Source organism: Desulfofundulus luciae (assembly GCF_030813795.1).
Lineage (GTDB): Bacteria > Bacillota > Desulfotomaculia > Desulfotomaculales > Desulfovirgulaceae > Desulfofundulus > Desulfofundulus luciae.
This window is the reverse complement of record NZ_JAUSUX010000005.1, coordinates 127,421-154,204: the sequence shown is the minus strand read 5'-3', so window position 1 is coordinate 154,204 and position 26,784 is coordinate 127,421. Positions and strand designations below refer to the sequence as shown.

Below are 26,784 nucleotides of genomic sequence, written 5' to 3'. Positions count from 1 at the left end.
TTCGTCTCATCAGGGGGATCAATGCTGGTTATTTTTGTTCTCCAGTGGGTCAATTTTATTTGCACAAAGTGGGTCAATTCTATTGACAATCAACACCCAGGAGGTATAACTCGATGATCTTGGCCGCATGAGTTTGACCGGGCCCCATATCGGCAATGTTTCCCCGAGTAGGCAAGACGATTCGATCGTGCTCTTTCATAAGACGCTGGATAACCCCGGGGGTGGACGCCTAGGAGAAAGGCGAGGTCCGGTTGAGTGAGAAGCCCGCCTTGGACCCTGGCCTGAGTGGTATAGCGCAGCATTCGTTCCCACTTCAATTTCGAGGAGGCGTCCAGGGTGGCTATCTCGAGGTCTCCCTCGCTGTAGTAGGATACTTGGACAGGTACGAGTTCACACTCACTGAGCGCCTTTCCAGGCGGCTCATGGTCTGCCACTGCGTAGTATACCACGACTTCCGGGGGTCGCTCCTGCGCCAGATTCTCCGCAGCCAGTTCCTCCAGTAGGGCTAAGTAGTTGTGGGCCTTGGCCGGTGAGAAGCCGTGTTGCGATTGCAACTCGGCCAGAAACAAGTTGCGAGCGTCATCAACCGCCAGGGGAAGAGGGTAGCCGTTAAGGAGTCGCCCGGGTAGCGAATCGGCCAGCTGGGTAGCGCCACCAGTCCGCTGTTCGAGTTCCTGGAACTCAGTGACCAGATTCGGATGAAGGCCAAGCTGCCGGCCAATGGTGCTGGCTTCCAGCCCGGCCCTGGTCAGTTGGGCTACGTGTAGGTAATCCATCTGATACTGCTGCCAGGTGGTGGGGCTTAACCAGAGCCGCTCACGGACTGTAGCAGGTTTTACACCGGCAAAGAACTGCTCCAGAGCGGCTGTGGCGCGGAACACCCGACCTTGGCGGTACTTCTTGGCCACCCCCGCTACCGGCAGCCGGATGCCCTCCTCCCATAGGGAAATAAGCCGTTCCCGGATGGACTTCGCCGTAATATTGGTGAGGAAACACAGCATGCTCGTGGACAGGGATGCATCTTGCCAGTAAGCCTCCTCGATGAGCCGGGCCAGACGGGCGTTCTGCAGTGCCTTCAGGCCGAATTCGCGGTATACCTCCAAGTCGTCGTGACTCCAGGGTGTGAGTACCACCTCCCGCCGGGGGAGTTCCTGGGCCGATCGCTTTCGGTGTACTTCTCGCCCAGCAGTGCGGGGAACACGATCTGTTCCTCGGAGCGCTTGACCAGCGAGCGCGTTAAGAGCAGGTACCCCTTCTGGGCTACAAGCCCTGCTTTGCCAGCCGCTACCCCAAAGCGTTCCCGCGTCTGGTGGAGCAGCCAGGAATACACGGTCTTAACGGCCACGGAGTCTACATGGCTGATGAGTTTCTGCCGGAAGAATTTGGCTCGACCCATGAGAGAACCGCCCCCTCTGTAAACTGGACACAAGCCTAGTATACCGGGGACGGTCCAAGAAGTCTATATTCTGTAAACGCCTTCTGGGCTCAATTCGGGCTATCTGGGTTGATGGCGGTGGTGTGAGAGGACGGGGGCTAGCCGCCCCCTCCTACTCGATTTGTTCTTGATTCTTGCTGGAAAAAGGAATATGCTACTAAGAGAAAATGGTACAAGCCCGACCGGACCCAAAAGACGGGTGTCTAGCTGTGGGCTGGTCATGTTTACTTATGTAAACACCTGTTTGGCGGCCCGGTGGCGAAAGCCTTTTCCGTCCATCCCGTTATTTCAAGCGGCACGCAATGTCTATGGCGAAGGCACGTTTTATCCCTCATTCCTCGTGGGGAAAGGCTTACAGGTTGTTGGAATTGCTGCCCTTGCAGGTCAAGTTAGAGTTTTCTAAAAAGTCAGGCATGGAACTTGCATGGGAGACTGATTGCCGGTTACCCAAAAGTTTTTATGGGGGAAAGGTGTTCAAAGCTCAAATTAAAAATCGAGACATAGAAAAGGGGAGAGATTTATGAACTTTATGCTCACGGAAGAACAACAATTGCTGCGCCAGACCGTACGCGACTTTGCCGAGAATGAGGTAGCTCCCAAGGCGGCCGAGATGGATGAAACGGAAGAGTACGACTGGTCTCTTTGGGATAAGATGGCTGAGATGGGTTTAACCGGCATTCCATTTCCCGAAGAGTATGGGGGAGCAGGTATGGACAACCTCAGTTATGCCATTGCGGTGGAGGAATTGAGCCGGGTTTGTGCTTCCACTGGGGTGCTGATATCGGCCCATACCTCCCTGTGTAGCTGGCCCATCTACGCTTTTGGTACCGAGGAGCAGAAGAGTAAATACCTGGTTCCCCTGGCGGAAGGGAAAAAAATTGGAGCCCTGGGTTTGACCGAGCCCTCTGCGGGTTCCGATGCCGGTTCGGTAAAATTAAGTGCCGTGCGGGACGGGGATGAGTACGTACTCAATGGAACCAAGATTTTTATTACCAATGGTGGGCGGGCGGACGTTTACGTTGTTATTGCCCGCACGGATCCGGACATGAGTAAAAAACACCGGGGTACAACCGCTTTTATTGTGGAAAAGGGTACACCCGGATTTACCTTTGGCAAGAAGGAGCACAAGATGGGTATCCGGGCCTCCTATACCTACGAACTGGTTTTTGATAATTGCCGCATCCCCAAAGAAAATATGCTGGGCAAAGAGGGTGAAGGCTTTAAAATTGCCATGGCCACTTTGGACGGCGGGCGGATCGGTATTGCCGCCCAGGCCCTGGGGATTGCCCAGGGGGCCTTCGAGCAGGCCCTGGCTTACAGTAAGGTGCGGGAACAATTCGGCCGGCCCATTTGTGCCAATCAGGGAATTGCCTGGATGCTGGCTGATATGGCCACCCGTATTGAAGCTGCCCGCCTGCTGGTTTACCAGGCTGCCTTTTTGAAAGACAACAAGCTGCCCTACGGTAAGGAGTCGGCCATGGCCAAGCTTTATGCCTCGGAAGTGGCCATGTGGGTGACCACCAAGGCGGTGCAGATTCACGGCGGTTACGGTTATACCCGGGAGTACCCCGTGGAGCGCATGATGCGCGATGCCAAGATTACGGAAATTTATGAAGGTACCAGTGAAGTACAGCGCATTGTCATTGCCAACTATCTGCTCAAATAGCTGATGCAAGGAGGGGGAAGATGAAGGTAGTAGTATTCACCAAACAAACCTTTGACACGGAAGCCAAAATCACCCTTGACGCGCAGGGCAAAATCAACCCGGAGGGCGTCAGCCTGATCATGAACCCCTACGATGAATTCGCCGTGGAAGAAGCCCTGCGCATCAAGGAAAAAGCCAAAGGGGAAGTAACCGTGGTCAGCATGGGCGGGCCGAAGGCCCAGGACGTCCTGCGCCAGGCCCTGGCCATGGGCGCCGACCGGGCCGTGCTCATCACTCCCGAACTGGAAGAAATGGACGAATACACCACGGCCGCCATCCTGGCCAGAGCCGTATCCCGGATGGAATACGACCTCATTTTAGGCGGCTGGCGGGCCATCGACGACGGCTCCGCCCAGGTAGCCGGGCGGGTGGCGGAAATCCTGGGACTGCCGGTGGTCAACATGGTGATCAAGCTGGAAATAGCCGGCGGCAAGGCCCTGGCCACCCGGGAAATTGAAGGGGGCAGCGAAGTGGTGGAAGTACCCCTGCCCGCGGTGATCACCGCCCAGAAGGGACTGAACGAACCCCGTTATCCCACCATGAAGGGCATCATGCAGGCCAAAAAGAAGCCCATGGAAAAACTAGCTTTGAGCGACCTGGGGCTTACTGCCGGAGAAGTAGCGCCCAGGGTGCGCGTTCTTAAATACTTCCTGCCCTCCCCCAGGGCACAAGGAAAAATCGTACCCGGAGAGCCGGCGGAAGCTGCCGCCGCCCTGGTACGGCTTCTGCGGGAAGAAGCAAAGGTAATCTAAGGAGGGTAGAAGGAAATGGGGAAAGGAATCTGGGTCTACGCCGAACACAAAAACGGCAAGGTTAAAAAAGTCACCTATGAAATGCTGGGTGCCGCCCGCCAGTTGGCTGACCAGTTTGCTGAAGAAGTCGCGGCTGTAATCATCGGCAAAGGGGTAGGCGAACTGGCGCCCGCCCTGGGGGAATACGGTGCCGACAAGGTTTACGTGGTGGAAAATGACGCCCTGGCCGAATACACCACCGACGGATATGCCAGGGCCCTGGCCCGGCTGGCCCTGGAACATCAGCCTACAGCCATCTTCCTGGGCTGCACCGTACAGGGGCGGGACATGGCCGCCCAGGTGGCCCAGCGGCTGCAGACGGGGCTGTGCACCGACTGCACGAAGGTGGAACTGCAGGACGGCCAGATTACCCTGACGCGGCCCATTTACGCGGGCAAAGCCTTTGTCCAGGCGATCTGTCCGGAAGCCCGGCCGGTGATGGCCACCATCAGGCCCAACGTTCTGCCGGTATCCCAGCCCCAGGGGGGACGCACGGCGGAAGTGGTACAGGTGGACGTGGAGCCGGGGGATATCCGCCAGATCATTAAAGAAGTAGTTCGCCAGGTATCTACCCGTCCCGAACTCACCGAAGCGGACATTATTGTTTCCGGGGGCCGGGGGATGAAATCGGCGGAGAACTTCAAGATACTGGAAGAGCTGGCGGACGTGCTGGGAGCGGCGGTGGGAGCCTCCCGGGCGGCGGTGGATGCGGGTTATGCCCCCCACAGCATGCAGGTGGGTCAGACGGGTAAGACCGTATCCCCGCAGCTATACATTGCCTGCGGCATTTCTGGAGCCATTCAGCACCTGGCGGGGATGGGCTCTTCCAAGGTGATTGTGGCCATAAATAAGGACCCGGAAGCCAATATCTTCAAGGTGGCCGATTACGGGATCGTGGGTGACCTCTTTGAAGTGGTACCCCTGCTTACCCGGGAGTTCAAAAAGCTCCTCGGGAAGGAAAAAGAGTGTTAGGAGATGAGCACCGGTGAAAGAAGTGGTTGTGGTTAGCGGGGTGCGTACGGCCATCGGCGCCTTTGGCGGTTCCTTAAAGGATGTACCGGTGGTCAAGCTGGGCAGTCTGGTAATTAAGGAAGCCTTAAAACGGGCCAGTTTAAGGCCCGCCTCCAGCCAGGAGCTTCTAAGTTACGGCCCCGACGCCCTGAAAGGTGAACCGGTAACGGATTTGGAGCAAAACTGCTGTGACTGGGATGACTCCCTGCAGGAAGTGCAGGTTGACGAAGTGATTATGGGGCATGTGCTCCAGGGTGGCAGCGGCCAGAACACCGCCCGCCAGGCCGCCATTTATGCCGGCATTCCCAAAGAATCCAGCGCCTTTACGGTTAACAAGGTTTGCGGCTCGGGCTTAAAGGCCATTGCCCTGGGCGCCCAGGCCATCATGGCCGGCGAGGCGGAGGTGGTGGTGGCCGGTGGTATGGAAAATATGAGCCAGGCGCCTTATGTCCTGCCCCGGGCCCGCTGGGGATACCGGATGGATGTAAACGCCAGGGGCGAATGCATTGACCTGATGGTTTACGATGGGCTGTGGGAAATTTTCTACGGCTACCACATGGGGAATACGGCGGAAAACATCGCCGCTAAATACGGAATCACCCGCCAGGAACAGGATGAGCTGGGCCTGCTCAGCCACCAGCGGGCCAGGGCAGCCATTAAAGAGGGGCTTTTTAAAGAAGAAATTGTGCCCGTACCCCTGCCCCAGAAGAAAGGCGAGCCGGTAGTCTTTGACACCGATGAGCGGCCCATGGATACCAGTATGGAAAAGATGGCTAAATTACGCCCGGTTTTCCGATCCGATGGAACAGTGACCGCGGGCAATGCCTCGGGCATAAATGACGCCGCGGCGGCAGTGGTGCTGATGTCCCGGGAAAAGGCGAGGGAGCTGGGGCTAAAGCCCTGGGTAGCGATTAAAGCCTACGCTTCCGGCGGGGTGGACCCGGCCTACATGGGCATCGGGCCGGTTCCAGCCGTCAGAAAAGCCCTCAAAAAGGCCGGACTAATCATCCAGGATATAGACGTGGTGGAACTGAATGAAGCCTTTGCCGCACAGGCCATAGCCTGTATGAGGGAACTTGGCCTCACTCTGGAAAAAACCAACCCGTTGGGCAGCGGTATTTCTCTTGGTCATCCCATAGGCTGCACGGGGGCCAGGCTTGTCGTCACCATTATGCACGAAATGAAGAGAAGAAATTTGCAAACCGGTCTGGTAACCATGTGCATTGGCGGTGGCCAGGGAATGGCCATGATTGTAGAGAATATTTAGGGGGGTTTAAAGGATTTATGGATGTAAAAAAGGTGATGGTTGTCGGTGCCGGCCAGATGGGTTCGGGCATTGCCCAGGTGGCGGCAGCGGCCGGTTGCCAGGTTATTTTAAATGATATTAAGGATGAATTTGTTCAACGGGGCCTGAGCAATATCGAAAAGAACTTAAGCCGGGATGTGAGCAAAGAGAGGTTGCAGGAGGAACAGAAGGCAGAAATCCTCGCGCGCATTACCCCTTCCACCAGTCTGGCCGATGCTAAAGATGTGGACCTGGTCATTGAAGCGGCTATAGAAAATATGGAAGTGAAATCCAGCATTTTTAAACAACTGGATGAAATTTGCCCCGCTCACACCATCCTGGCCACAAATACCTCGTCCCTGCCCATTACCCAGATTGCCGCGGCAACGAAAAGGCCGGAAAAAGTCATCGGCATGCACTTTATGAACCCGGTGCCGGTAATGAAACTGGTAGAAATTATCCGTGGACTGGCTACCTCCGATGAAACCTTTGCGGTGGTCAAGGCCATGAGTGAACGCATGGGCAAAGTGCCCGTGGAAGTCAACGATGCTCCGGGTTTTGTGTCCAACCGGGTGCTCCTGCCGATGATCAATGAAGCCATTTTCTGCGTTTACGAAGGAATAGCCACTCCCGAAGCAGTGGACCAGGTGATGAAACTGGGTATGAACCATCCCATGGGGCCCCTGGCCCTGGCGGATCTTATTGGCCTGGATACCTGTCTTTACATCATGGAAGTACTGCACAGGGAGCTGGGCGACAGCAAGTACCGGCCCTGTCCCCTCCTGAGAAAATACGTAGCCGCCGGCTGGTTAGGCCGCAAAACCGGCCGGGGATTCTACGTTTACAACCAGTGACTTCTGGCCTGAAGGTTTGCGGAACAGAGGAGGTTGGATAATGTCCTGGAACAATATTCTGGTGGAAAAGGATGGCCCGGTGGCCATACTCACCATCAACCGGCCGCAGGTGTTGAACGCACTGAATGCCGAGACGCTTACCGAAATTGACGGAGCCATTGAGGAGCTGGGGGCAGACCCGGCGGTGCGGGTGATCATTATTACCGGTGCGGGGGAGAAGGCCTTTGTGGCCGGGGCAGACATTGCCTTTATGAGCAAGCTGACCCCCCTGGAGGCTAAAGATTTTGCCCGGCTGGGACAGAAAGTATTGAGCAAGATTGAAAACCTGCCCAAACCGGTAATTGCTGCCGTCAATGGCTTTGCCCTGGGCGGTGGGTGCGAACTGGCCATGGCCTGTGATATTCGCGTTGCCTCGGAAAAGGCTAAATTCGGTCAACCGGAGGTGAATCTTGGTTTAATTGCCGGTTTCGGCGGAACCCAGCGTTTAACCAGACTGGTCAACCCCGGCCTGGCCAAGGAGATTTTATTTACGGCGGATATGTTTGATGCCGAAACCGCCAGGCGCATCGGCCTGGTGAATCATGTGGTTCCGGCTGAGGAGTTGCTTAACTTTTGCCGGGGGATGGCCGGGCGCATTGCCGCCCGGGGACCGGTGGCTGTACGGTTGACCAAGGAAGCCGTGAATGAAGGACTGGAAATGGACCTGGAAAAGGCCCTGGTCCACGAGGCCGATCTTTTCGGGCTGGTCTTTGCCACGGCCGACCGGGAAGAAGGTATTACGGCCTTTTTAAACAAGCGCAAGCCGCAATTCCAGGGACGTTAGCATTTGCGGTGCAAATTTGGGCTTTTGGGCAAAACAATTATTATAACTTCCGGTTCCTCCTTTTAACTCGGGAGCGAAAAAAATGCAGGCTGGGTTATCACCAGAACAGCCTGCTTTTTTTACATGCATACCCGTGTCTTAAAAAATGATATAGTATAATTATGATTAGAGATACTGCATGACAACGCGCCCGGGTAGTTCGGCAATGCTGGAGGGGGGTGGGGCTTGTGGATATCACCTGGCTTTTCCTGTTCCTGTGTCCGTATATGCTTTTGTATTTTTACCTGTGGGACTTTACAACCTGGAACCGCCGGAAAATAGTGATCTTCTGGGTGGCTGGCCTGTTTATTTTAATCGGCATCTATTCTTTAATTAATTATTTTAATCCCGTCCATCCAGTTTTTCCCGGACTTTTTTAGATGATTAGTTATCATATTTCCGTAACGGCATACTTGCAAAACCGCTTGCACTCGGGAACAAAATATTCGGAAACGCAGTACTCAGGAAAGCCGGGCAGGCTCTGGAAACATGCCGGTGTATTTTTAACCCTGGCCAGCGGACAAACGGCACAACTGGGAGAGCAGCCATAGCGTACGCATATCTCTCCCCGGGAGCCTACCGGTACCGGGTGGTAGCAGGGTGGGCAATTGGGGCGGTTTTCCTGAACCAGCGCTTTGGGGTCACTCAATGAGGTTCACCTCGCTTCCACATCTCTACCTGCTATTTTATCATATCTAAATGAGCCAAAGACACAAAAGTATCTAAAATTGAAGGCAAGCAACATATCTGAAGAAAGGCTGGATTTAAGCGGTGTCTCTTGCAATCAACAGAAGCAAAGACCGTTGTTTAATAAAATCCCCGCTGAAATGGGCCGGGGGAAAGGGGCAGCTTATTCCCCAGTTTGAACCCCTTTTCCCGCCAAATGTACGGGAAATGGCCGAGCCGTTTGTCGGTGGTGGTGCCGTTTTCTTTCACTTGCGACCCCCCCGGGCCTTTCTGGTAGACAGTAATGAAGAGTTGATCAACTTTTACCTTGTGATAAGGGATCGCCTGGAAGAACTGCTGGTGGACCTTCGCTGCCATAAAAACAGTGCCGAGTACTACTACCGGATCAGGGCGGTTGACCCGGCTACGTTGAACCCGGTACAGCGAGCATCGCGCTTTCTGTACCTGAACAAGACGGGTTATAACGGTTTATGGCGGGTAAACAAAAAGGGCCAGCATAACGTTCCTTTCGGTCGTTATAAAAATCCCAAAATCGTGGACGAGGAACAGCTCTCGAAGGCCAGCGCTGCCTTGAAAAATGCTGAAATTAGATGCGGAGATTTTTCTCTGGTGCTCGAGGTTGCCCGGCCGGGAATGTTTATCTACCTGGATCCCCCCTATCACCCCCTTTCGCAGACGTCCAATTTTACCAGTTATACCCCCGGCCAGTTTAACGAAAGGGACCAGCTGAGACTGGCGGACCTCTTCAGGGAACTTGATCGCCAGGGATGCCTGGTTATGCTCAGTAATTCGGACACTGAGTTTGTCCGGAATCTCTATGAGGGATATGATATTAAAACTGTGTATGCCCGGCGTGCAATCAATTGCCGGGGCGACAGGCGGGGGGCGATAACAGAGTTGGTAATCAGGAATTACGAATAAGGGAAACTTTATTAAACCAAAAGCCCGGCCGGTTTTATGTAGGTCGGGCTTTTTTACTCCTTTTCTTTGTTGTCATCGGCTTGTTCCTCTTCACTTTCCATTAACCTGCCAAACGATTCAAGTAGCAGTTTGGCCTTTTCCGGGCTGATACCGTATTTGGCCGCCACTTCCCTGACCTGCACCCAGTCGTCGGTTTGCCCGGCATAAACTCCCTCTGCCAATGTTGGCGGCTTTTTCTGGATTAAAACCACGATGCCGTGAATCTTTTTTACCCCGGGGCTAAAAGGAACGTCTTCATAATGGGGGTTGGTCGCACGCAACTTCCAGAGGCCATCATCGGAAACGATATATCTCACCGTTACCTCATCCCCGTTTATGAGAGCGACAACGATCTGGCCCGGCTCTACCGCGTCGACTTTCTTGCAAATGGCTATATCTCCGGGCATGATTCCGGCCCCGCTCATACTGTCGTCCCTTACCTTGAAGGCAAAATCAGCGTCAAGCTCCCTGTCGATGCTCACGTAACCAAGGATATCCGCGTCAGTGTAGGGAGGTGCTCCGGGGCTTATCGTACCCAAAAGGGGGATTTGTTTAATGGGCAGAAAGTCGGCCAGGGGTTTCTGGATAAGCGAACTGATGGTTTCCATTGGGGAAAGGCTTTCGCCCAAAAAAAAGGACAGGGGCTTGCCCAAAACATTTGATATTCTTTTTAGATCATCTATGGAAATCCGCCTTTTCCCTTTTTCGTAAAGGTTGATGGCGGTTTTAGTGAACCCCAGCTTTTCACCTAGCTGCTCCTGGGTGAGCCCGCGGTCTTCCCGGGCAATTTTTATTCTTTTACCAATTTCTTCATAATAATTTTTCATAATGTCACCTTAATTTTCACCAGGGAAGTGTAACTATATTATTCCTTATTATTCCTTAAAATTTCGGAAAAACCTCTTGACATCAAGTTATCAGTATGATAACTTTAGAATAAATGGTAGGAACTTTTATTTTTGTCATTAAGTTATCAAAAAGAAAACATTGTATACGAGGTGATAACGTGGCCGGTCGCAAAAGTAAAATGGCCGAAATTGAAGCCAGGTTTGGCGAGCCCGTAGCAACACTTATCAGGCACTATTACTACGAAAAAGGGTATACCCTGGACCAGCTGGCCCAGCTGTTTGGCGTGGGCAGGGCAACGGTTTCGGTATGGATGCTGAAACTCGGCCTTCCCACCAGGAGTTGGAAACTACCCGACCCCGACAGCGGCAAGCGCAATGCGGCTGCTGAAAAGGTTACCCTTCAAAAATAAGGGCATATATTTGGTGGCAAAAGGGGTAGGAAAAGAGAAAATATGAAAAGTTAAAGTCCGGGAAATGCACCGGTTGATAGGTATTATACCATAAAATGGTATATATGCCAGGGCGGGAGACGATCTTCCTTCTATAGTTGCTAAAATTGTATGCGGCAGTACGTAAGATTAAAGTAAAACGAGAAGGTTTATCAACATTTCCAGGGATAAGTGCGTGCTAAACACGCGGTTTTTTTATCTCGTTTCAATGACTGAGGAGGGGGCGAAAGCTTTGGATCGGAAGCTCAGGGTGCAAATTGAGCACCTGCGCCGGAGATTAAACGGCATGAACAGGGAGGATCAGGATAAGCTCCTGGCTTTAAGCCGGCGCCTGGACAGGTTGATAGTACAGTACCAGCGGCAGGTATTTGTGGCATTGAAGGAGAGACAGGGGTGCCCCGGGTTAAAAAAGTAAAGGGGTAACGCCAACTTTCGTTATTTCAGACGTTGCGTTCTCCGGGGGCAATGTTATAATAGAGGAAAGGCTTTGAGTGGGAGGTTTAAGCATGTTTGTACGGGATTACATGAGTACTTCCCCCATCAGCATCCACTCGGGGACTCCCATTTTGGAAGCTCTAAACATTATGAAGAAAAATAAGATCAGGCATTTGCCGGTGGTGGACAAGGGCCGGTTGGTTGGACTGATTACCGAGCGGGACCTGCTTACTGTTACTCCCTCCCCCGCAACCACCCTCAGTGTTTTTGAAATGAATTACCTGCTTTCCAAAATGGTAGTAAAGGATGTCATGAAAACCAAACCCATTACCGTGGGGCCGGGCTGCACCATTGAAGAAGCGGCCTTGATTATGCGGGAGCATAAGATTGGCAGTCTGCCGGTAGTTGAGGATGACGGGTTGGTAGGCATTATTACCCAGACCGATATCCTGGACGCCCTGATCCGCATCTTTGGCCTGCGCAAAGCGGGGACCCGCCTGGTGCTTGAAGTTAGCGATCGTATTGGCGCCCTGGCCGATATCCTGGCCGTGGTCAGGGAGCACCGGATCAATGTCATTGGCGTGGCCTGCCGGGAAAAAGAAAATCAACGGGTACAAATTATGCTGCGCCTAAGCACGGTGGAGCCTGAACTCCTGGTGCAGGATTTACAAAAACAGGGCTTCGAAGTGAAATCTGTTAGTTAACCAGTTTGGGGGGATGATATAGATCCTGGAAATCCGGCTCCCTGATGGGGCCGGATTGATTTTGATTTAATTTTTTGTCGGTGGTTACACTATATATTTGAATCAGGTAAGGAGAAGATCCCCATGGAATCTCTGGGCTCTCATGTTTTATCCCGTTACGCTACCATTGCCATCGACATAGCCACCCGCATCGCGCGGGGGGAATACCGTGAGGGGCAGAAAATTTTTGGCCGTTCTACCCTGGCCGGCAAGTACAACGTTTCGCCGGAAACCATCCGCCGGGCCTTAACCCTTTTGCAGGATACGGGGATTGTACAAGTCTCTCCGGGAGTAGGGGTGGTGGTTAAATCCCAGAAGGCGGCGGAGGCCTTTCTGGCTGAATGCGGCCAACGCCAGGTATTAAGAGATATGCAGGAACGGTTGCACCACTTGTTACGGGAAAGGGATCGGATTAACAGCGAAATTGAGAAGCTCATGAATGAACTGCTGGATTATACCTTTAAGATGGCCGGCAACCTGCAGCGGATAGAAGAAATCCGGGTACTGCCCACATCGCCCCTGGTGGGTAAATCCCTGGCCGAAGCGGAATTCCGGGCCAAAACAGGTTCAACCATCCTGGCCATTTACCGCGGAGGAGAGGAAATCCTCTCGCCCCAGGCCGACACGGTAATCCAGTCCGGCGATGTCCTGATTGTCCTGGCGCCGCCGGAATTGAAGGAACAGGTCTATAACCTGGTGAACGGTACGGCGGCCAAACAGTAAGAAAGCCCCTCCCATGGAGGGAGAGGCTTTCTTTTTAACTCTTTAACTCTGCTGCATTTTCTTGATGGCCTCGCGGATTTCGTCGACGGAGGCTTCTTCTTCAATGGTCGAGAGGTCGCCCAGTTCCCTGCCGACCCACAGGGATTTCATCACCCGGCGCATAATTTTACCGCTGCGGGTCTTGGGCAGGGAGCTCACAAATTGAATGTCCCTGATGATGACAATTGGCCCCATGGTGTTGCGTACGTGGGCAATTAAGTCCTTTTTCATTTCTTCGCTGGGCTGGTAACCCTGCTTTAACACTACAAAGGCGCAGGCCACTTCACCTTTCAGTTCATCGGGTACTCCCGAAACGCCCGCTTCAACCACTGCCGGGTGGGAGATGAGGGCGTTTTCAATTTCAATGGTGCCAATTCTGTGGGCGGCAATCTTGATTACCTCGTCGGAGCGACCGGCAAACCAGATGTACCCGTCCTCATCAAAGGAAGCGGCGTCCCCGCAGTAATACCTGCCCTGGGTAAAGGGTAGCCGCTCCCAGTATTCCTTCTGGTAGCCTTCCTCGTTGTTCCACAGGGTGGAGGTTAGTCCCGGGAACGGCCTCAGGATGGTGACAATTCCCTTCTCGCCGGGAGCTGTGGGCTTACCTTCCTTGTCATCCACAATTTCAGCGATGATGCCGGGTACTGGAATGCCCGCGGAGCCGGGTTTAATGGGAATCATACCCAGACCGTACGGGTTGGCAAAGATGGGGCCGGATGTTTCGGTCTGCCACATGTGGTCCATGACGGGAATTTTGTTTTCAAATACCTGTTCCTGCAGCCAGCTCCAGGCGGCAGGGTTTAATACTTCTCCGGCACAGAAGACTCTTTTGACCGAGGACAAATCGTGTTTTTTGGCGTGCTCAATGCCCAGTCTCATCAAGCCCCGTACACCGGTGGGGGATGTCCATATGGCGGTAACCTTGTTCCGCTCCACGATATCCCACCACATGTCCGGTCTCGGGTAGTCGGGAGTGCCTTCGTAAAGGACGCTGGTGGCTCCGACCAGGAGGGGGCCGTAAACGTTGTAACTGTGCCCCACAATCCAGCCGATGTCTGAAGTGCAGAACCACACGTCGTCTTCCTGTAAGGCGTAAATCCACTTGGCCATGGAGTAGATGTAAATCTGGTAGCCGCCGTGTTTTTGCACGGTGACTTTAGGCTTGGCCGTGGTGCCGGAAGTGGGCAGGAGGAAGAGGGGTTCGTTTGCTTCCATGAGTTCCACTTCTGAACTATGCCCTTCGCCCAGGGCCAGGAACTCGTCCCAGAGAATGTCCCGTCCGGCTTTCATTGGCGGTGCTTGCTCTTTATTTTTCTGTAAAACCACTACTTTGGCAATTAGATCCTCCGGGCATGTAGCCAGAGCATCGTCAATTATTTTCTTTAAGGGTACTGGTTTACCCCGCCGCAGGCTTTCGTCCTGGGTAAGGAGGTACCTGGCACCGGTAATCTGCAGGCGATCCGCCACCGCCCCGGCGGAAAAACCGGCAAAAATGACCACGTGGATGGCTCCAATACGGGCGCAGGCCAGCATGGCGGTAACGGATTCAATGCCCGTGGGCATGTAGATGGCCACCCGGTCCCCCTTTTTTACACCTAAACCCCTTAATGCAGCTGCATATTGTTTTACCAGCGAAAGGAGCTGGCCGTAGGTTACCACCCTTACCTCACCGGTTTCTCCCGATTCGGCAACAAATGCCGCCCGGCCCGCCTTCCCTCTTTTAACTTTGTAGTCCACGCAGTTATAGCAAATATTGGTCAGGCCTCCGGAAAACCACTGGAAGGTGGGATAATTCCAGGTAAATACTTTATCCCACTTTTTAAACCAGTGAATATCGTGGGCCGCTTTATGGGCAGCTTCCGCCCAAAAACCTTCCGGGTCCTCGGCCGCCCAGTCAGTGAAAGCTTTTACCTGCGGGGGAACCATCCCGGTACCCATTTTTTCAGCCATACGACATTACCTCCCTTTAAAAGTCAAAGCCTCTACACCTAAATATAAATTGAAAATATGGCAAAGATTAAGAAAATTCCGGCGGAATGTATTTTTTTAAGTCCGAGTGGATTTATAGCAGGAGCGAATGGATTGGCCAGTGAAAATGGAAGCTATTGTATGTTTTGTGGAGAACAGTTGCTGGTGCAAGAATAAAGCAATCCTCATAGCCAAAAAATATAGTAGAGGCCACCTTCCGGTGGCTTTTTTTTAATGGTGGGCCCAAAGGAGGTATGCGTGAAATTGGCTAGACTGTTTTTTCGCTTGTGCTTCCTTTCCGGCCGTAGCTTTCGCCGCTGCCTGCGGATGTTGCGCAAGCTATTGCTGGTGCTGGCCATTTTTTTCAGTCCTTTTATCGTTTTTTTAACTCTGGTGATTAACCGGGAAATAATCCATTACCTGGCCCGGGCCTGCTGGCTGACGGCTTTCTTTCCCGCGGCAGCGTCCACTATTTGGAAAGATGTAAGCAGCAACTGGTTTACCATGGGTTTTAACCAGGCAGTTCTCGGAGGGTTGCTCACCCTTTACGGAGTAGTTGTCACTGTATGGTACTATCATACAACCAGGCAGCAGGAAGTAGCAGAAAAAAGGTTATTTATTATTGAGGAATTGCTGGAAGAATTAAAAAGAAACAGGCGTGTTCTGGACGAGCTCAGCGAACATTCCAGTTGTTCTCTGCACGGAGAGAAAATAACCTTTTCCGTGGGGGCCTGGGAACGGTTGGGGGCTGATGTGGCTCTTTTGCCACGACGTCTGCACATGCGCTTGAGTGTGCTCTATGCTTGTTTGGGGGAATGCACCTCGTGGTCAGATTTCCAGAACCGCCGTGCCACGCTGGAACGCATTCCCGACGTAATGGCGGAACTAAACCGCCTGCGCAGCCGGTTAAGTAAACAGGAGCTGGACTTCTAGCTGTCGGCTGGGCGGCAGCCAATATTGACACCGGTGGTGAACGGGCCTATAATAACCTTAGTGGTTCTAAAAATTAAAGAGCCTTCGGGGACGGGTGGAATTCCCTACCGGCGGTATGGAAGTTAGACCTTCCGAGCCCGCGAGCCCTGCACTCATGAGGGTGATTGCAGGGTTGATCTGGTGAGAAGCCAGGGCCGACAGTAAAAGTCTGGATGGGAGAAGGCGTGAAGGCACTGCTTTTACCCAAAGAAGCAGGACCATGCTCCATTGTGCCCATTAGCCCTGAAGGTTGCTCGCCGAATCGGGGCTTTTTCTATTTTGTTTTGCAGGTGAGAGCGTTGGACGAATACTACATGCAAATGGCCTTGGATCTGGCCCGGCTGGCCCTGGGCAGAACCAGTCCCAATCCCATGGTGGGGGCGGTGCTGGTAAAAGACGGCCAGGTAATTGGCCGGGGCTATCATGCCCGGGCCGGTACCCCCCATGCAGAGATTCGCGCGTTAAATGAAGCCGGTGAGCAGGCTGCGGGAGCCACCCTTTATGTTACCCTGGAGCCGTGTTGCCACCGGGGACGCACGGGTCCCTGCACCGAGGCAATTCTGGCCGCCGGCGTCAAGCGGGTGGTAGCCGCCATGACCGATCCCAACCCCCTCGTTGCCGGACGGGGGTTGGAGCGGTTGCGCCAGGCCGGGGTTGAGGTGACCGTAGGAGTGATGGAGGAAGAGGCGCAAAGGTTAAATGAAGTTTTTGTAAAGTATATCACTACCCGTAGCCCCTTCGTGGTTTTAAAGGCGGCCATGAGCCTGGACGGTAAAATAGCCACCCGTACCGGGGAATCCCGCTGGATTACCGGACCCCGGGCCCGGCTGGCCGTACACCGCCTCCGGGATCGTTATGACGCCATCCTGGTTGGTGTAAATACAGTGCTGAAGGACAACCCTTCCCTGACTACCCGTATTCCGGGTGAGGATGGCAAGGACCCGGTGCGGGTCGTTGTAGACAGCCTGGCCCGTACTCCTCCAGACGCCCGGGTGATTACCCAGCAATCTCCGGCACCAACCATTGTCGCGGTGACGGAAAGGGCACCCAAAGAAAACCTTTGCCGGTTGGAGGAAGCCGGGGCGCAAGTACTGGTGGTACCCGGGCCTGGACCCCGGGTGGATCTCGCGGTTTTGATGGAGGAATTGGGTCGCCGGGAGATAACCAGCGTGCTTGTGGAGGGGGGCGGGGAAATTCATGCCTCTTTCCTGGAATCCCGGCTGGTAGATAAGGTAATCTGGTTTATTGCCCCCCTGATTATTGGCGGACGGCAGGCGCCCGGGCCTGTAGGCGGGGATGGGCCGGCCCGGCTCCTGGAAGCAGTGCGATTGAAGGATATTTCCTTTACCCGTTACGGGGAGGACTTCTGTGTGGAGGGGTACGTGGATGGCGGGGGTGAAGGTTAATGTTTACCGGGCTGGTAGAAGAAATAGGTGTTTTGTGCCGTATAACCCGGGGAAAGGATTCCGCCCGGTTGACCATAGAGGCCCCCAAAATTGCCGGTGATTTGCAGTTAGGGGACAGTGTAGCCGTAAACGGTGTATGCCTGACGGTGGTGGCCTTTGACCGTTCTTCTTTTACGGCAGACGTGATGGCCGAAACCCTGGCCAGAACCAATCTTGACCATTTAGAGCCAGGAGACCGGGTCAACCTGGAACGTGCTTTGCGCGTAGGGGATCGCCTGGGTGGTCATCTGGTTACGGGGCATATTGACGGCGTAGGCCGAATTTTACGTCGCCAGGAACATGATATAGCTATTTTGCTTACCATCGGAGCCGCACCTGAAGTGCTGCGTTATATAGTGAAAAAGGGTTCGGTGGCTGTTGACGGTACCAGTCTGACGGTGGTGGAGGTGGGTGAGGGGGATTTTTTAGTGTCCCTGATTCCCCACACTGCCCGTCACACCATCCTGGGCAATAAAAAAACGGGGGACCTGGTGAACCTGGAAACGGATATTATCGGGAAGTATGTAGAAAGGTTCCTGGCCCTCCCCGGCCAGGAACGGGATCAACGTAAAAAATCAGGCATTTCGCTGGATTTTCTTGCCGAGCACGGCTTTATATCAAGGTAGACGGGGAGTGACGGGACATGGAATTTCGTTTTAACACCGTAGAAGAAGCCATCGAGGATATTCGCCGGGGCAAAATGGTGGTGGTTGTGGATGATGAGGACCGGGAAAATGAAGGGGATGTGATCATGGCGGCAGAAAAGGTCACTCCCGAGGCGGTTAACTTTATGGCTACCCATGCCCGGGGGCTGATCTGCATGCCCATAACCAATGAGCGGGCAGACGAACTGGATCTGCCCCTTATGGTCACCCATAACACCGACAAACACGGTACCGCTTTTACCGTGTCCGTGGATCATAAAGATACCAGCACAGGTATTTCGGCCTACGAGCGGGCGCAGACCATCAAAGCCATTTTAGATCCGGCTACCCGCCCCGAAGATTTGCGCCGCCCGGGACATATTTTCCCCTTGCGTGCCCGGGAGGGAGGGGTGCTGCGCCGGGCCGGACATACCGAGGCAGCGGTAGATCTGGCCCGCCTAGCCGGCCTTTACCCGGCAGGGGTAATTTGTGAAGTTATGAAAGAAGATGGTACCATGGCCCGGGTACCAGAGTTAATGGCCTTTTGCCGGCAACACGGTCTAAAAATCATTACCATTGCCGATTTAATCAAGTACCGGCGGCGGACGGAAAAACTGGTGCGCCGGGTGGATTCCGCCCATCTGCCCACCAAATATGGTGATTTTACTGCCGTGGCCTATGAGAGCCTGCTTGATGGCAAGGGCCATCTTGCCCTGGTCAAGGGGGATTTAAGCCAGGTGGAGGCCCCCCTGGTGCGGGTCCATTCCGAGTGCCTGACCGGCGATGTTCTGGGTTCTACCCGCTGCGATTGCGGGGATCAGCTTGCCCGGGCCATGCAAATGATTGCCAAGGAAGGAGTCGGGGTGCTCCTCTACATGCGGCAGGAAGGCCGGGGTATTGGCCTGTTAAACAAGATCCGGGCTTACAAGCTGCAGGATCAGGGCAAGGATACGGTGGAAGCCAACGAGGCTTTAGGCTTTCCGCCCGATTTGCGGGATTACGGGATTGGGGCTCAAATCCTGGCTGATCTGGGGCTCAAGAAAATTCGTTTGCTGACCAACAACCCCCGGAAAATTGCCGGTTTGGAGGGTTATGGCCTGGAAGTTGTGGCCCGGATACCCATTGAGGTATGTCCTAGCAAATACAACCGGTTTTACCTGGCGACGAAAAGAAAGAAACTGGGCCACCTGCTCAATATCACCGATGAGGTCAGCTAACAGAGAGTGCCGTAGTCCGGAGCAATGGAGCAGCGCCGGCGGCTTACAGGTGCAGTACCAGGACTGCCGGGCACGACGGACCGGGCTGGCAGCAAGGTGCGGAGCGAATTGCGCAGGGCCGGGTAAGGGGCGCAGGCAGTCTGGGGGTAACGGTCACCCGGCCGGGTGTTTCAGGTGAAGGGGGGCAGGCGAGGTGCGGCTGGCCATAAACCCCGGCCGCTGGTGCCGTCCGAAAAGCTGCCTCAACCGTCCGGCCCGGAGTACCTGAGCGAAGCGCCGCTGCCAGGCCCGGCTTTATACCTTATCGTCGACCGCCGCCCGGGTAATGGGCAAAGAGTAAAAAGATAGAGGGGAGAAACACAATGCCGAAGGTATACGAAGGACATCTGGTTGGTCAGGGGTTGCGCTTTGGTCTGGTGGTGGGTCGTTTTAACGAGTTTATTACCAACAAGCTGTTGACGGGGGCCCTGGATGCCCTGCACCGGCATGGTGTTGCCGATCAGGATATTGAGATTGCCTGGGTGCCCGGGGCCTTTGAAATTCCCGTGGTGGCCCGGCGCATGGTGGCCATGCAGCGCTTTGATGCGGTAATTTGCCTGGGAGCGGTGATCCGCGGGGCCACGCCCCATTTCGATTATGTGGCCGCCGAGGTGGCCAAGGGCGTGGCCAAAGTGGGGCTGGATACCGGGGTGCCGACAATTTTTGGCATCATAACTGCCGATACCCTGGAGCAGGCCATTGAACGGGCGGGAACCAAGGCCGGCAACAAGGGTTGGGATGCGGCGGTAGGAGCCATTGAAATGGCCAATCTCATGCGTAGCCTTGGCTAGGAAAAGGGGGCCACACCGTGCAGGCGCCACATACAGTCCAAAACTTAAAGGAAGTGGCTGATTTTCGTGTACTTCCCGAACAGCGTCTTTTTTCTGCCGACGGTCATGAAATCCTTGCCGGCTGGACCACCGACATTTACTTTATCAAAACCAGGGAAATCCTGCGGGCCATGGGGCTTGCAGGTACGGAAGTAGTGGCCGAAGTTTTTGCAGGCAAAAAGGGTGTGCTGGCCGGAGTGCCGGAGGTAAAAAATCTTTTGGCCGGAACGGAGGTTGAAGTCTGGGCCTTACCCGAGGGGGAATGGTTTGGGGAAAAGGAAGTTGTTCTGCGTATTCACGGCCCCTACGACCGGTTTGGTATTTATGAAACGGCCATACTAGGTATTCTGGCCAGTTCCAGCGGCTGGGCTACGGCAGCCAGGCAGTGTAAGGAAGCCGCGGGCAACAAGCGGGTGATTTGCTTTGGTGCCCGTCACGTTCACCCGGCGGTGGCGCCGGTTATGGAAAGGGCGGCGGTGGTGGGGGGAGCCGACGGTGCCAGTTGTATTTTAGGGGCCAAACTGGCCGGTCAGGAGCCCGTGGGCACCTTGCCCCACGCCGTCATGCTCATTGTGGGAGACACCCTGGAGGTAGCCCTGGCCTACCAGCGGGCCATGCCTGCAGGTACGCCGGTGATTGTGCTGGTGGATACCTTTAAGGATGAGGCCGAAGAAGCGATGCGGGTTGCCCAGGCCCTGGGGAAAGATCTGGCGGCCATCAGGCTGGATACCCCCAGCGAGCGGGGAGGGGTTACTCCCGCTCTGGTCCGGGAGGTGCGTGCCCGGTTGGATCAGGCGGGATACAACCATGTGCAGATTCTGGTCAGCGGCGGTTTAACCCCCGAGCGGATCCAGTTGCTGGACCGGGCGGGGGCGGATGCCTTCGGGGTGGGCAGCTACATATCCGGTGCTTCACCAGTAGACATGACCATGGATTTGAAAGAAGTGAACGGGAAGCCCGTTGCCAAGCGGGGGCGCATACCCGGTATTACCCCGAATCCCCGTTTGCAAAGGATCCTTTAAAATTCTCCAACGACGTGGTCATAAGCGAGCAACGCAGCTTAAGCGCAGGTAACCCGCACTCACCGGAAGTGCTATACTTTTTAAGACTGATGTAACAAGTAGTAAACGCTGCTCTTTCCAGTAGAGCTTTTTGGGGAATACCGGGCCGGCTCGGCTCTCGAGGACGCGAGATGGACTGCCCGGAAGAAGAGCTTTTAAGGCATAAATACCGCCGTGGGTGACGGCCGTCACCGGGGAGCGCCCAGCACTCACTGGAGCTAATGACCTTCATAGGCCGTTGATTCATATTTGACTGTTTGCCACGTGTACATGAGGGTTGCTTCCGGTGAGTGCTGGGTAGCGAACCGGCAGCGCGGATCGCGCTGGTAACAGTAACGGTAGATAGAATAACGGCTGGAGCGCGACGTGGGACGGCCCTCACCGTGCGGAAGAGCCTGAGCCTGCCCGAAGCAAACCGTGGTGCGCATCTTACGCGGAAACCAGGGAGCGAGCGGAGGACGACGTCGTGCCTTCGCCAAAAAATAAAAAACGGCTTGACAGCCGCTTTTTCTAGATAGCTCTTTGCACCTTGCCGCTGCGCAGGCAGCGGGTGCACACCAGGATCCTTCTGGGAGTACCGTTGACCAGAGCCCTTACCCGCTGTAAGTTGGGTTGCCAGGTCCTTTTGGTCCGGATGTGGGAGTGGCTTATCTGCATCCCAACCACCACACCTTTACCGCAAACAGTACATTTCCTGGCCAATAGAGCCACCTCCTTTTGCAAGACCACTCCTTACATTCTAGCAAAAATACCACTGCCGTGCAAGGGTGGAACGGGTGAAGGGGTCCCCACATTTTTCTTGTCGGTAAATGTTTAGCAAAACGGTAGCAGTTGAAAAGGGGGTGAAGTCTTTTTTAGGCAAACCCAATGGCTGAAGTTGATTTTGAGCGGTATCCCGTACAATACATGAAAATGGTAGGCCCACGCCGTTTTGCCCTGCTGAAGAGATTGGGGATCAGGACGATAAAGGATTTGCTTTACCACTTTCCCCGGGAATACCAGGAGCGCACGGTAAGGCCGTCTTACGCCTGTGCCCATGGAGAACAGGTTACCCTGCAGGGAAGAGTTGTAGGGGTCAGCGAGCTTAACCCCAGAACCGGATTGTGGATCACCAGGGTGAAAGTGCAGGAACCAACGGGACACTTTTTTGCCGTCTGGTTTAACCAGCGCTACATAAAAAAACTGTTTACGGCCGGCAGCCGCGTACAGGTTACGGGGAAAATTGAACGCCGCTTTGGCGAAATCCAGTTGCTGGTTGCCGATTATGAATTGTTAGAGGGCGAGGATCCAGTCCTACAGGAGAGTATAGTACCTGTTTACCCCCTTACGGAACAATTAACCCAACGCTTCATGCGGTCCTTAATGCGTCTTGCCCTGGACGAGTGGACGCCCCGTATCAACGACTTCCTCCCCCCGGGAGTGCGGCAAAAGTTTTTCCTGCCCGAGCTTTCCAGCGCCCTGCGACAGATCCACTTTCCGGCCACCGAGAAGGAAGCCATCAGGGCGAGGAAACGCTTTATTTTTGAGGAGCTGTTTTTGCTCCAGATGGTCCTGGCCTTAAGGCGCAGGCAAATTACCCGGAAGTTGAAACCGCACCGTTACCACGATCACAAGAACTTAGTGGAGGGATTTCTTTCCAGTTTGCCCTTTACCCTAACCACCGCTCAGCAACGGACCTGGGAAGAAATCAAAGCCGACATGGATGCCCCCTGGCCCATGAACCGGTTGTTGCAGGGAGACGTGGGAGCGGGCAAAACGGTGGTCAGCACCCTGGCCCTGCTCCGGGCAGTGGGCAGTGGACTGCAGGGAACACTAATGGTACCCACGGAAATCCTGGCGGAACAGCATCACCTTACTCTCTCCCGGAGCCTGGCTTCCCTGGGAATAAAAGTTGGCCTGCTTTCAGGGAGCTTGAGAAAGAAGGAGAGGGAGAGACTGTTATCCGGTCTTGCCTCCGGGGAGGTACCTCTGGTGGTGGGTACTCATGCCTTAATTCAAGAAGAAGTGCAGTTTAAGTCACTGGCCCTGGTGGTTATAGACGAGCAGCACCGCTTTGGGGTGCGTCAGAGGGCTATTTTACAATATAAAGGACATTGTCCGGACGTGCTGGTCATGACGGCCACACCCATTCCCCGCACCCTGGCCCTTACCCTCTATGGGGATCTGGAGGTAAGCACCATTTCCGAACTGCCTCCCGGGAGGCGGCCGGTACAAACTTATGCCCTTCCTTCTTCTCGCCTGCCGGATGTTTATGGCCTGGTGCGGCGGGAAGTGGAAAAGGGACACCAGGCTTATGTGGTTTGTCCCCTGGTGGAGGAATCAGAAAAAATTGATGTGCGGGCCGCCGTGGAGTTGATGGAGGAACTTTCCCGGGGCCCCCTGGCCGGGTGCCGGCTGGGTTTGCTCCACGGTCGCTTGAAACCGGTGGAGAAAGAAGATGTGATGGAGGCCTTTCGTACGGGCCGGATCCAGGTACTGGTAACTACCACCGTGGTGGAGGTTGGTGTGGATGTACCCAACGCCACGGTAATGGTAATTCTGGATGCCGAGCGTTTCGGGTTGGCCCAGTTACACCAGCTGCGGGGGCGGGTGGGGCGGGGGAAAGCCCAATCATACTGTGTTCTGGTTTCCGACAGCACAACCGAAGAAGCCCGCTTCAGGCTACAGGCGATGACCTCCACCACCGACGGCTTTGCCCTGGCGGAAAAAGATTTGCAGTTAAGGGGGCCGGGGGAATTTACGGGCACCAGGCAATCGGGGCTGCCTGAGTTTAAAATAGCCGACCTGGTCCGGGACTGGCGCGCTCTACAGCTTGCCCGGCAGGAAGCGGTTGCTTTAATAAGAAAAGATCCCGAGTTAAAAGCGCCCGAACACCGCTCCCTGGCCCGGGAGTTGCGCTTGAGGTTTGGTGGGAAGGCGGGATACCTGGATATCGGTTAAAAAATAAAAGCCCACAGGGGTTTTTTCAAAATATGTTGAAATTCAGACCGGGAAAAGCCAAACCAAGACAGAACAAGGTAACACAGTTTTCTTAAGACCTTATGTTAAGGGGGCTGTGGCGGCATGCCGGGGTAAAATGTTCTAGACATAATCAATTGCAACAGGGCCATAATAAGAATAGCCTAAAGACAAGGAGGTGACGACAGATGGCGTTAGGGCAAAAGCGGAATAAGTTGATTCTTCCCCAGGCCGCCGCGGCCATGGAACAGTTCAAGTGGGAAACCGCTGCCGAGCTGGGCATCCAGGTTCCCCAGAGCGGTTACATGGGTGACCTGCCTTCCCGGGTGAACGGAGCCATTGGCGGTAACATGGTCCGGAAGATGATCGCCGCCTATGAGCAAAGCCTGGCCAGCGGTACCCAGCCTCCGACTCCTCAAGTAACCAACGCTCGCACCACTCCTTAACGGAGGTTAAGGTATGAGTTCTTTGGGTACACAGGGTCTGGTGCGGTGTACCGGTTGTTTATACAGTTCCCTTTCGGGGGCCCCAACTGGCAGGAAAGCCGGTCGAATCTGGTTCCCTGTTGGTTGGGCCCCCGGCAGGGACTGCCCAGCCCCAGAAACTTTGCTCAATTTTTAATGCAGATAATAGCTGTAGTCGTCCTCAGTTAAACCCGGGTGCAGGGCCAGGGAAATACCTCCGGCAATAACTTTAGCCGTAGTGGCAATTAACGCGTCTATTTCCTTGGGAGTTACCGTCAGGTTGCCGCCGAAAGGTTCTAAAACCTGTTCAATGGCCCGTCGGGCCAGGGCGGGGTTGAACCCCGCATTCACAGGCGTATTTTGCAGTTGTTCCAAATAGGCGTTAATGGTGTCCTGGCTGATGACGGCGGCATGTACCACAGTGGGTACCCCGATGGCTATTACAGGCACCCCCATGCTTTCCCGGTTGATTCCGGCCCGGCGGTTGCCAATGCCTGAGCCGGGACTGATCCCCGTGTCGGCTATTTGAATGGTGGTGCAGATACGGGTTACACTGCGGGCTGCCAGGGAATCTATGGCAATAATCAATTCCGGACGGATTTTTTCTACTACCCCTTTTATTATTTCTGCCGTTTCTATACCGGTTAACCCCAGCACTCCCGGAGCCAGGGCGCTGACGGAACGCATGCCGCCCTTTAATTCCTGGGGGGCGTAATTATACAGGTGCCTGGTTACAAGACTCATCTCAATAACCTTTGGTCCCAAAGCATCCGGGGTTGCGCGCCAGTTCCCCAGACCAACCAGTAAGATATTCCCATACTCCGGAATATGGGCCACAAATCTTTCCAGTTGCCGGGCGAGAATCTGGCTTACTTCATGATGGGCGGCCGGGTGATTTTCCCTCAACGCGGGAGCTTCGATGGTAATATATGTACCCACGGGTTTACCCATGATGGTTTCGGCAGCCTTCTCGACAATATGTACAATGGTTACTTCCCCATGTTCAAACCTTTCCCGATCCACCTGCACACCGGGGATTTCCTGTCCCGTTTCCCCCCGCACAATTTCCCGGGCTTCCAGCGCTAAATCAAGGTTGATTCCGAAAGAACGAAAAAGATCAAAAAGCACACCGTCGGCCCCCCTTCCATTAAAATCCCTCCAAGTTTCACCTATATATTGTCCGTCTTGAGGAGGATTATACACTACATATTTTGCCTGATCGATTTTTCTGGTATAATGTGCTATAATATTTGCGTCAAGACACAGGAGGAAAGGAATCGTCAGTATTGCGAGTTATTGCCGGCATTGCCAAAAATAGCCGTTTAAAAATTCCCCGGGGATGGAGCGGGCGACCCACTGCCGACCGGGTTAAAGAATCCCTGTTCAATATTATGGGCCCGCGGATTCCCGGTTCTCACTTCCTGGATCTTTACGCCGGTACAGGTAACGTGGGTATCGAAGCCTTGAGCCGTGGTGCCGCCCGGGTAGTATTTGTGGAGCGGGATAAAAGGGCAGTCAAAATCATCCGGGATAACCTTGTTCATGTGGGCTTGGCGCAAAGGGCTGAGGTGCTGGCGCAAGACGTTTTCCTGGCTTTGAGGCAACTGAGCGGACAGCAGTTCGATGTGGTTTTCCTGGATCCACCCTATGAACAAAACCTGGAGTTGCCCACCCTGGAGGCCATTGATCGTCATGGGCTGCTTGCTCGCGGCGGCATTGTAGTGGCCGAAAGCAGCAAACGGCAGGCACTTCCCGGTGAGGTGGGACGGCTGGTGCAATACCGGCAACATCAAGTGGGAGATACCATGCTTTCATTTTACCAGCCCGGCATTGCCGGAGAGGAGGATTAAATCTTTGCGCATCGCGGTTTATCCGGGCAGTTTCGACCCGATAACCAATGGACATCTTGATGTAATTGAGCGGGCGGCCTGTTTATTTGATCAGCTTGTTGTGGCGGTATCCCGCAATACCAGCAAAAAGCCGCTCTTTACCGTTAGTGAAAGATTGGAAATGCTGCGGGAGGTATTGCAGCCCTATTATAACGTGGTGGTAGATTCCTTTGATGGGCTGACGGTAAATTACGCGAAAAGGCTGGGTGCCCAGGCAATTATCCGGGGCCTGCGGGCCATTTCAGATTTTGAAAACGAGTTTATGATGGCCCTGACCAACAAGAAACTGGTTCCTTCAATAGATACCTTGTTCCTCATGACCAGGGCGGAATATTCCTTCATCAGTTCCAGTGCCGTAAAGGAAGTAGCTTACTTCGGGGGCTGTGTGCGTGACCTGGTACCCCCCGTGGTAGAACAGAAGTTGCGGGAAAAATTTATGGCCCTTCAACAACCGGTTAGGGAGGGGTAGG

At 54.3% G+C, this 26,784-nt stretch carries 29 protein-coding genes, 1 pseudogene and 1 riboswitch; of the genes and pseudogenes, 22 read left to right on the top strand and 8 right to left on the bottom strand.

Going from position 1 to position 26,784, the window contains the following annotated elements; all coding sequences use genetic code 11:
• Positions 1 to 79: 79 nt before the first annotated feature.
• The 3 genes and pseudogenes from J2Z49_RS14825 to J2Z49_RS04865 form a co-directional block, all read right to left on the bottom strand.
• The gene (locus tag J2Z49_RS14825) at positions 80 to 199 is read right to left on the bottom strand and encodes a DUF1670 domain-containing protein (protein ID WP_407650045.1); all 120 of its coding nucleotides are present in this window, start codon (positions 197 to 199) and stop codon (positions 80 to 82) included.
• Between the two features lie 34 nt (positions 200 to 233).
• Positions 234 to 1,133 (bottom strand): annotated as a pseudogene (locus tag J2Z49_RS04870) (DUF1670 domain-containing protein); the annotation flags it as partial.
• A complete protein-coding gene (locus tag J2Z49_RS04865) occupies positions 1,076 to 1,396 on the bottom strand; it encodes a hypothetical protein (protein WP_307400332.1) in 321 nt (106 codons plus the stop codon). The pseudogene J2Z49_RS04870 and the gene J2Z49_RS04865, both read right to left, overlap by 58 nt.
• A gap of 559 nt (positions 1,397 to 1,955) precedes the next feature.
• On the opposite strand from J2Z49_RS04865, the gene J2Z49_RS04860 reads away from it, so the two are divergent.
• From J2Z49_RS04860 to J2Z49_RS04830, 7 genes are all read left to right on the top strand, one after another.
• A complete protein-coding gene (locus tag J2Z49_RS04860) occupies positions 1,956 to 3,101 on the top strand; it encodes an acyl-CoA dehydrogenase (protein WP_307400330.1) in 1,146 nt (381 codons plus the stop codon).
• A gap of 20 nt (positions 3,102 to 3,121) precedes the next feature.
• Positions 3,122 to 3,892 (top strand): electron transfer flavoprotein subunit beta/FixA family protein, encoded by a 771-nt coding sequence (locus J2Z49_RS04855; RefSeq protein ID WP_307400328.1) that lies wholly within the window; start codon positions 3,122 to 3,124, stop codon positions 3,890 to 3,892.
• A gap of 15 nt (positions 3,893 to 3,907) precedes the next feature.
• Positions 3,908 to 4,903, top strand: coding sequence for an electron transfer flavoprotein subunit alpha/FixB family protein (locus tag J2Z49_RS04850; RefSeq protein WP_307400326.1), 996 nt, complete (start codon positions 3,908 to 3,910; stop codon positions 4,901 to 4,903).
• Between the two features lie 13 nt (positions 4,904 to 4,916).
• Positions 4,917 to 6,209 (top strand): acetyl-CoA C-acetyltransferase, encoded by a 1,293-nt coding sequence (locus J2Z49_RS04845; RefSeq protein WP_307400324.1) that lies wholly within the window; start codon positions 4,917 to 4,919, stop codon positions 6,207 to 6,209.
• Between the two features lie 17 nt (positions 6,210 to 6,226).
• Positions 6,227 to 7,081, top strand: coding sequence for a 3-hydroxybutyryl-CoA dehydrogenase (locus J2Z49_RS04840; RefSeq protein WP_307400323.1), 855 nt, complete (start codon positions 6,227 to 6,229; stop codon positions 7,079 to 7,081).
• Positions 7,082 to 7,121: 40 nt separating this feature from the next.
• Complete coding sequence (locus J2Z49_RS04835) at positions 7,122 to 7,904, top strand: enoyl-CoA hydratase-related protein (protein ID WP_307400321.1); 783 nt, start codon at positions 7,122 to 7,124, stop codon at positions 7,902 to 7,904.
• A 227-nt stretch (positions 7,905 to 8,131) separates the two neighbouring features.
• Positions 8,132 to 8,323: a hypothetical protein gene (locus J2Z49_RS04830; RefSeq protein WP_307400319.1), complete on the top strand. Its 192-nt coding sequence runs from the start codon at positions 8,132 to 8,134 to the stop codon at positions 8,321 to 8,323.
• Positions 8,324 to 8,334: 11 nt separating this feature from the next.
• On the opposite strand, the gene J2Z49_RS04825 is transcribed toward J2Z49_RS04830, so the two are convergent.
• Complete coding sequence (locus J2Z49_RS04825) at positions 8,335 to 8,592, bottom strand: hypothetical protein (protein WP_307400318.1); 258 nt, start codon at positions 8,590 to 8,592, stop codon at positions 8,335 to 8,337.
• Positions 8,593 to 8,714: 122 nt separating this feature from the next.
• Here J2Z49_RS04825 and J2Z49_RS04820 point away from each other — a divergent pair, with 122 nt between their 5' ends.
• A complete protein-coding gene (locus tag J2Z49_RS04820) occupies positions 8,715 to 9,551 on the top strand; it encodes a DNA adenine methylase (protein WP_307400317.1) in 837 nt (278 codons plus the stop codon).
• A 53-nt stretch (positions 9,552 to 9,604) separates the two neighbouring features.
• On the opposite strand, the gene J2Z49_RS04815 is transcribed toward J2Z49_RS04820, so the two are convergent.
• Positions 9,605 to 10,417 (bottom strand): LexA family protein, encoded by an 813-nt coding sequence (locus J2Z49_RS04815; RefSeq protein WP_307400316.1) that lies wholly within the window; start codon positions 10,415 to 10,417, stop codon positions 9,605 to 9,607.
• Between the two features lie 179 nt (positions 10,418 to 10,596).
• Here J2Z49_RS04815 and J2Z49_RS04810 point away from each other — a divergent pair, with 179 nt between their 5' ends.
• The 4 genes from J2Z49_RS04810 (at position 10,597) to J2Z49_RS04795 (ending at position 12,788) form a co-directional block, all read left to right on the top strand.
• Positions 10,597 to 10,848 (top strand): hypothetical protein, encoded by a 252-nt coding sequence (locus J2Z49_RS04810; RefSeq protein WP_307400315.1) that lies wholly within the window; start codon positions 10,597 to 10,599, stop codon positions 10,846 to 10,848.
• A gap of 271 nt (positions 10,849 to 11,119) precedes the next feature.
• Positions 11,120 to 11,302, top strand: coding sequence for an aspartyl-phosphate phosphatase Spo0E family protein (locus J2Z49_RS04805; RefSeq protein ID WP_307400313.1), 183 nt, complete (start codon positions 11,120 to 11,122; stop codon positions 11,300 to 11,302).
• A gap of 91 nt (positions 11,303 to 11,393) precedes the next feature.
• Positions 11,394 to 12,026 (top strand): CBS and ACT domain-containing protein, encoded by a 633-nt coding sequence (locus tag J2Z49_RS04800; RefSeq protein ID WP_307400311.1) that lies wholly within the window; start codon positions 11,394 to 11,396, stop codon positions 12,024 to 12,026.
• Positions 12,027 to 12,149: 123 nt separating this feature from the next.
• Positions 12,150 to 12,788: a TrkA C-terminal domain-containing protein gene (locus J2Z49_RS04795; protein ID WP_307400309.1), complete on the top strand. Its 639-nt coding sequence runs from the start codon at positions 12,150 to 12,152 to the stop codon at positions 12,786 to 12,788.
• A gap of 42 nt (positions 12,789 to 12,830) precedes the next feature.
• Here J2Z49_RS04795 and J2Z49_RS04790 read toward each other — a convergent pair whose 3' ends face one another.
• Complete coding sequence (locus J2Z49_RS04790; protein WP_307400307.1) at positions 12,831 to 14,777, bottom strand: acetate--CoA ligase; 1,947 nt, start codon at positions 14,775 to 14,777, stop codon at positions 12,831 to 12,833.
• 282 nt (positions 14,778 to 15,059) lie between these two features.
• Between J2Z49_RS04790 and J2Z49_RS04785 the strand changes: the two genes are divergently transcribed.
• From J2Z49_RS04785 to J2Z49_RS04760, 6 genes are all read left to right on the top strand, one after another.
• Complete coding sequence (locus J2Z49_RS04785) at positions 15,060 to 15,728, top strand: hypothetical protein (protein ID WP_307400305.1); 669 nt, start codon at positions 15,060 to 15,062, stop codon at positions 15,726 to 15,728.
• Between the two features lie 76 nt (positions 15,729 to 15,804).
• Positions 15,805 to 15,956: riboswitch (FMN riboswitch) on the top strand.
• 125 nt (positions 15,957 to 16,081) lie between these two features.
• Entirely contained in the window at positions 16,082 to 17,173 is a 1,092-nt protein-coding gene (gene ribD / locus J2Z49_RS04780; protein WP_407650046.1) for a bifunctional diaminohydroxyphosphoribosylaminopyrimidine deaminase/5-amino-6-(5-phosphoribosylamino)uracil reductase RibD, read from the top strand.
• Complete coding sequence (locus J2Z49_RS04775) at positions 17,173 to 17,838, top strand: riboflavin synthase (protein WP_307400303.1); 666 nt, start codon at positions 17,173 to 17,175, stop codon at positions 17,836 to 17,838. The genes ribD and J2Z49_RS04775 overlap by 1 nt, the downstream gene beginning before the upstream one ends.
• A 17-nt stretch (positions 17,839 to 17,855) precedes the next feature.
• Positions 17,856 to 19,073, top strand: a complete 1,218-nt coding sequence (locus J2Z49_RS04770) for a bifunctional 3,4-dihydroxy-2-butanone-4-phosphate synthase/GTP cyclohydrolase II (protein ID WP_307400300.1) — start codon at positions 17,856 to 17,858, stop codon at positions 19,071 to 19,073.
• 362 nt (positions 19,074 to 19,435) lie between these two features.
• Positions 19,436 to 19,903, top strand: coding sequence for a 6,7-dimethyl-8-ribityllumazine synthase (ribH, locus tag J2Z49_RS04765; RefSeq protein WP_013822345.1), 468 nt, complete (start codon positions 19,436 to 19,438; stop codon positions 19,901 to 19,903).
• A 17-nt stretch (positions 19,904 to 19,920) separates the two neighbouring features.
• Positions 19,921 to 20,964, top strand: a complete 1,044-nt coding sequence (locus J2Z49_RS04760) for a nicotinate phosphoribosyltransferase (protein WP_307400296.1) — start codon at positions 19,921 to 19,923, stop codon at positions 20,962 to 20,964.
• A 549-nt stretch (positions 20,965 to 21,513) separates the two neighbouring features.
• Here J2Z49_RS04760 and rpmB read toward each other — a convergent pair.
• Positions 21,514 to 21,705, bottom strand: a complete 192-nt coding sequence (gene rpmB / locus J2Z49_RS04755; protein WP_307400294.1) for a 50S ribosomal protein L28 — start codon at positions 21,703 to 21,705, stop codon at positions 21,514 to 21,516.
• A gap of 165 nt (positions 21,706 to 21,870) precedes the next feature.
• Here rpmB and recG point away from each other — a divergent pair, with 165 nt between their 5' ends.
• Both recG and J2Z49_RS04745 read left to right on the top strand, forming a co-directional pair.
• Positions 21,871 to 23,943 (top strand): ATP-dependent DNA helicase RecG, encoded by a 2,073-nt coding sequence (gene recG / locus J2Z49_RS04750; RefSeq protein WP_307400292.1) that lies wholly within the window; start codon positions 21,871 to 21,873, stop codon positions 23,941 to 23,943.
• Between the two features lie 206 nt (positions 23,944 to 24,149).
• Complete coding sequence (locus J2Z49_RS04745; protein ID WP_027356684.1) at positions 24,150 to 24,407, top strand: alpha/beta-type small acid-soluble spore protein; 258 nt, start codon at positions 24,150 to 24,152, stop codon at positions 24,405 to 24,407.
• Positions 24,408 to 24,578: 171 nt separating this feature from the next.
• Here the strand turns inward: J2Z49_RS04745 and gpr are convergent, their stop codons facing one another.
• Entirely contained in the window at positions 24,579 to 25,553 is a 975-nt protein-coding gene (gpr, locus tag J2Z49_RS04740; protein ID WP_307400288.1) for a GPR endopeptidase, read from the bottom strand.
• A gap of 122 nt (positions 25,554 to 25,675) precedes the next feature.
• Here gpr and rsmD point away from each other — a divergent pair, with 122 nt between their 5' ends.
• Positions 25,676 to 26,275 carry a 16S rRNA (guanine(966)-N(2))-methyltransferase RsmD gene (gene rsmD / locus J2Z49_RS04735; RefSeq protein WP_307400285.1) on the top strand — a complete coding sequence of 200 codons (600 nt, stop codon included), beginning with the start codon at positions 25,676 to 25,678 and terminating at the stop codon, positions 26,273 to 26,275.
• A 4-nt stretch (positions 26,276 to 26,279) separates the two neighbouring features.
• On the top strand, positions 26,280 to 26,783 hold the full coding sequence (coaD, locus tag J2Z49_RS04730; protein WP_307400283.1) for a pantetheine-phosphate adenylyltransferase: 504 nt from the start codon (positions 26,280 to 26,282) through the stop codon (positions 26,781 to 26,783).
• Position 26,784: the final 1 nt, after the last annotated feature.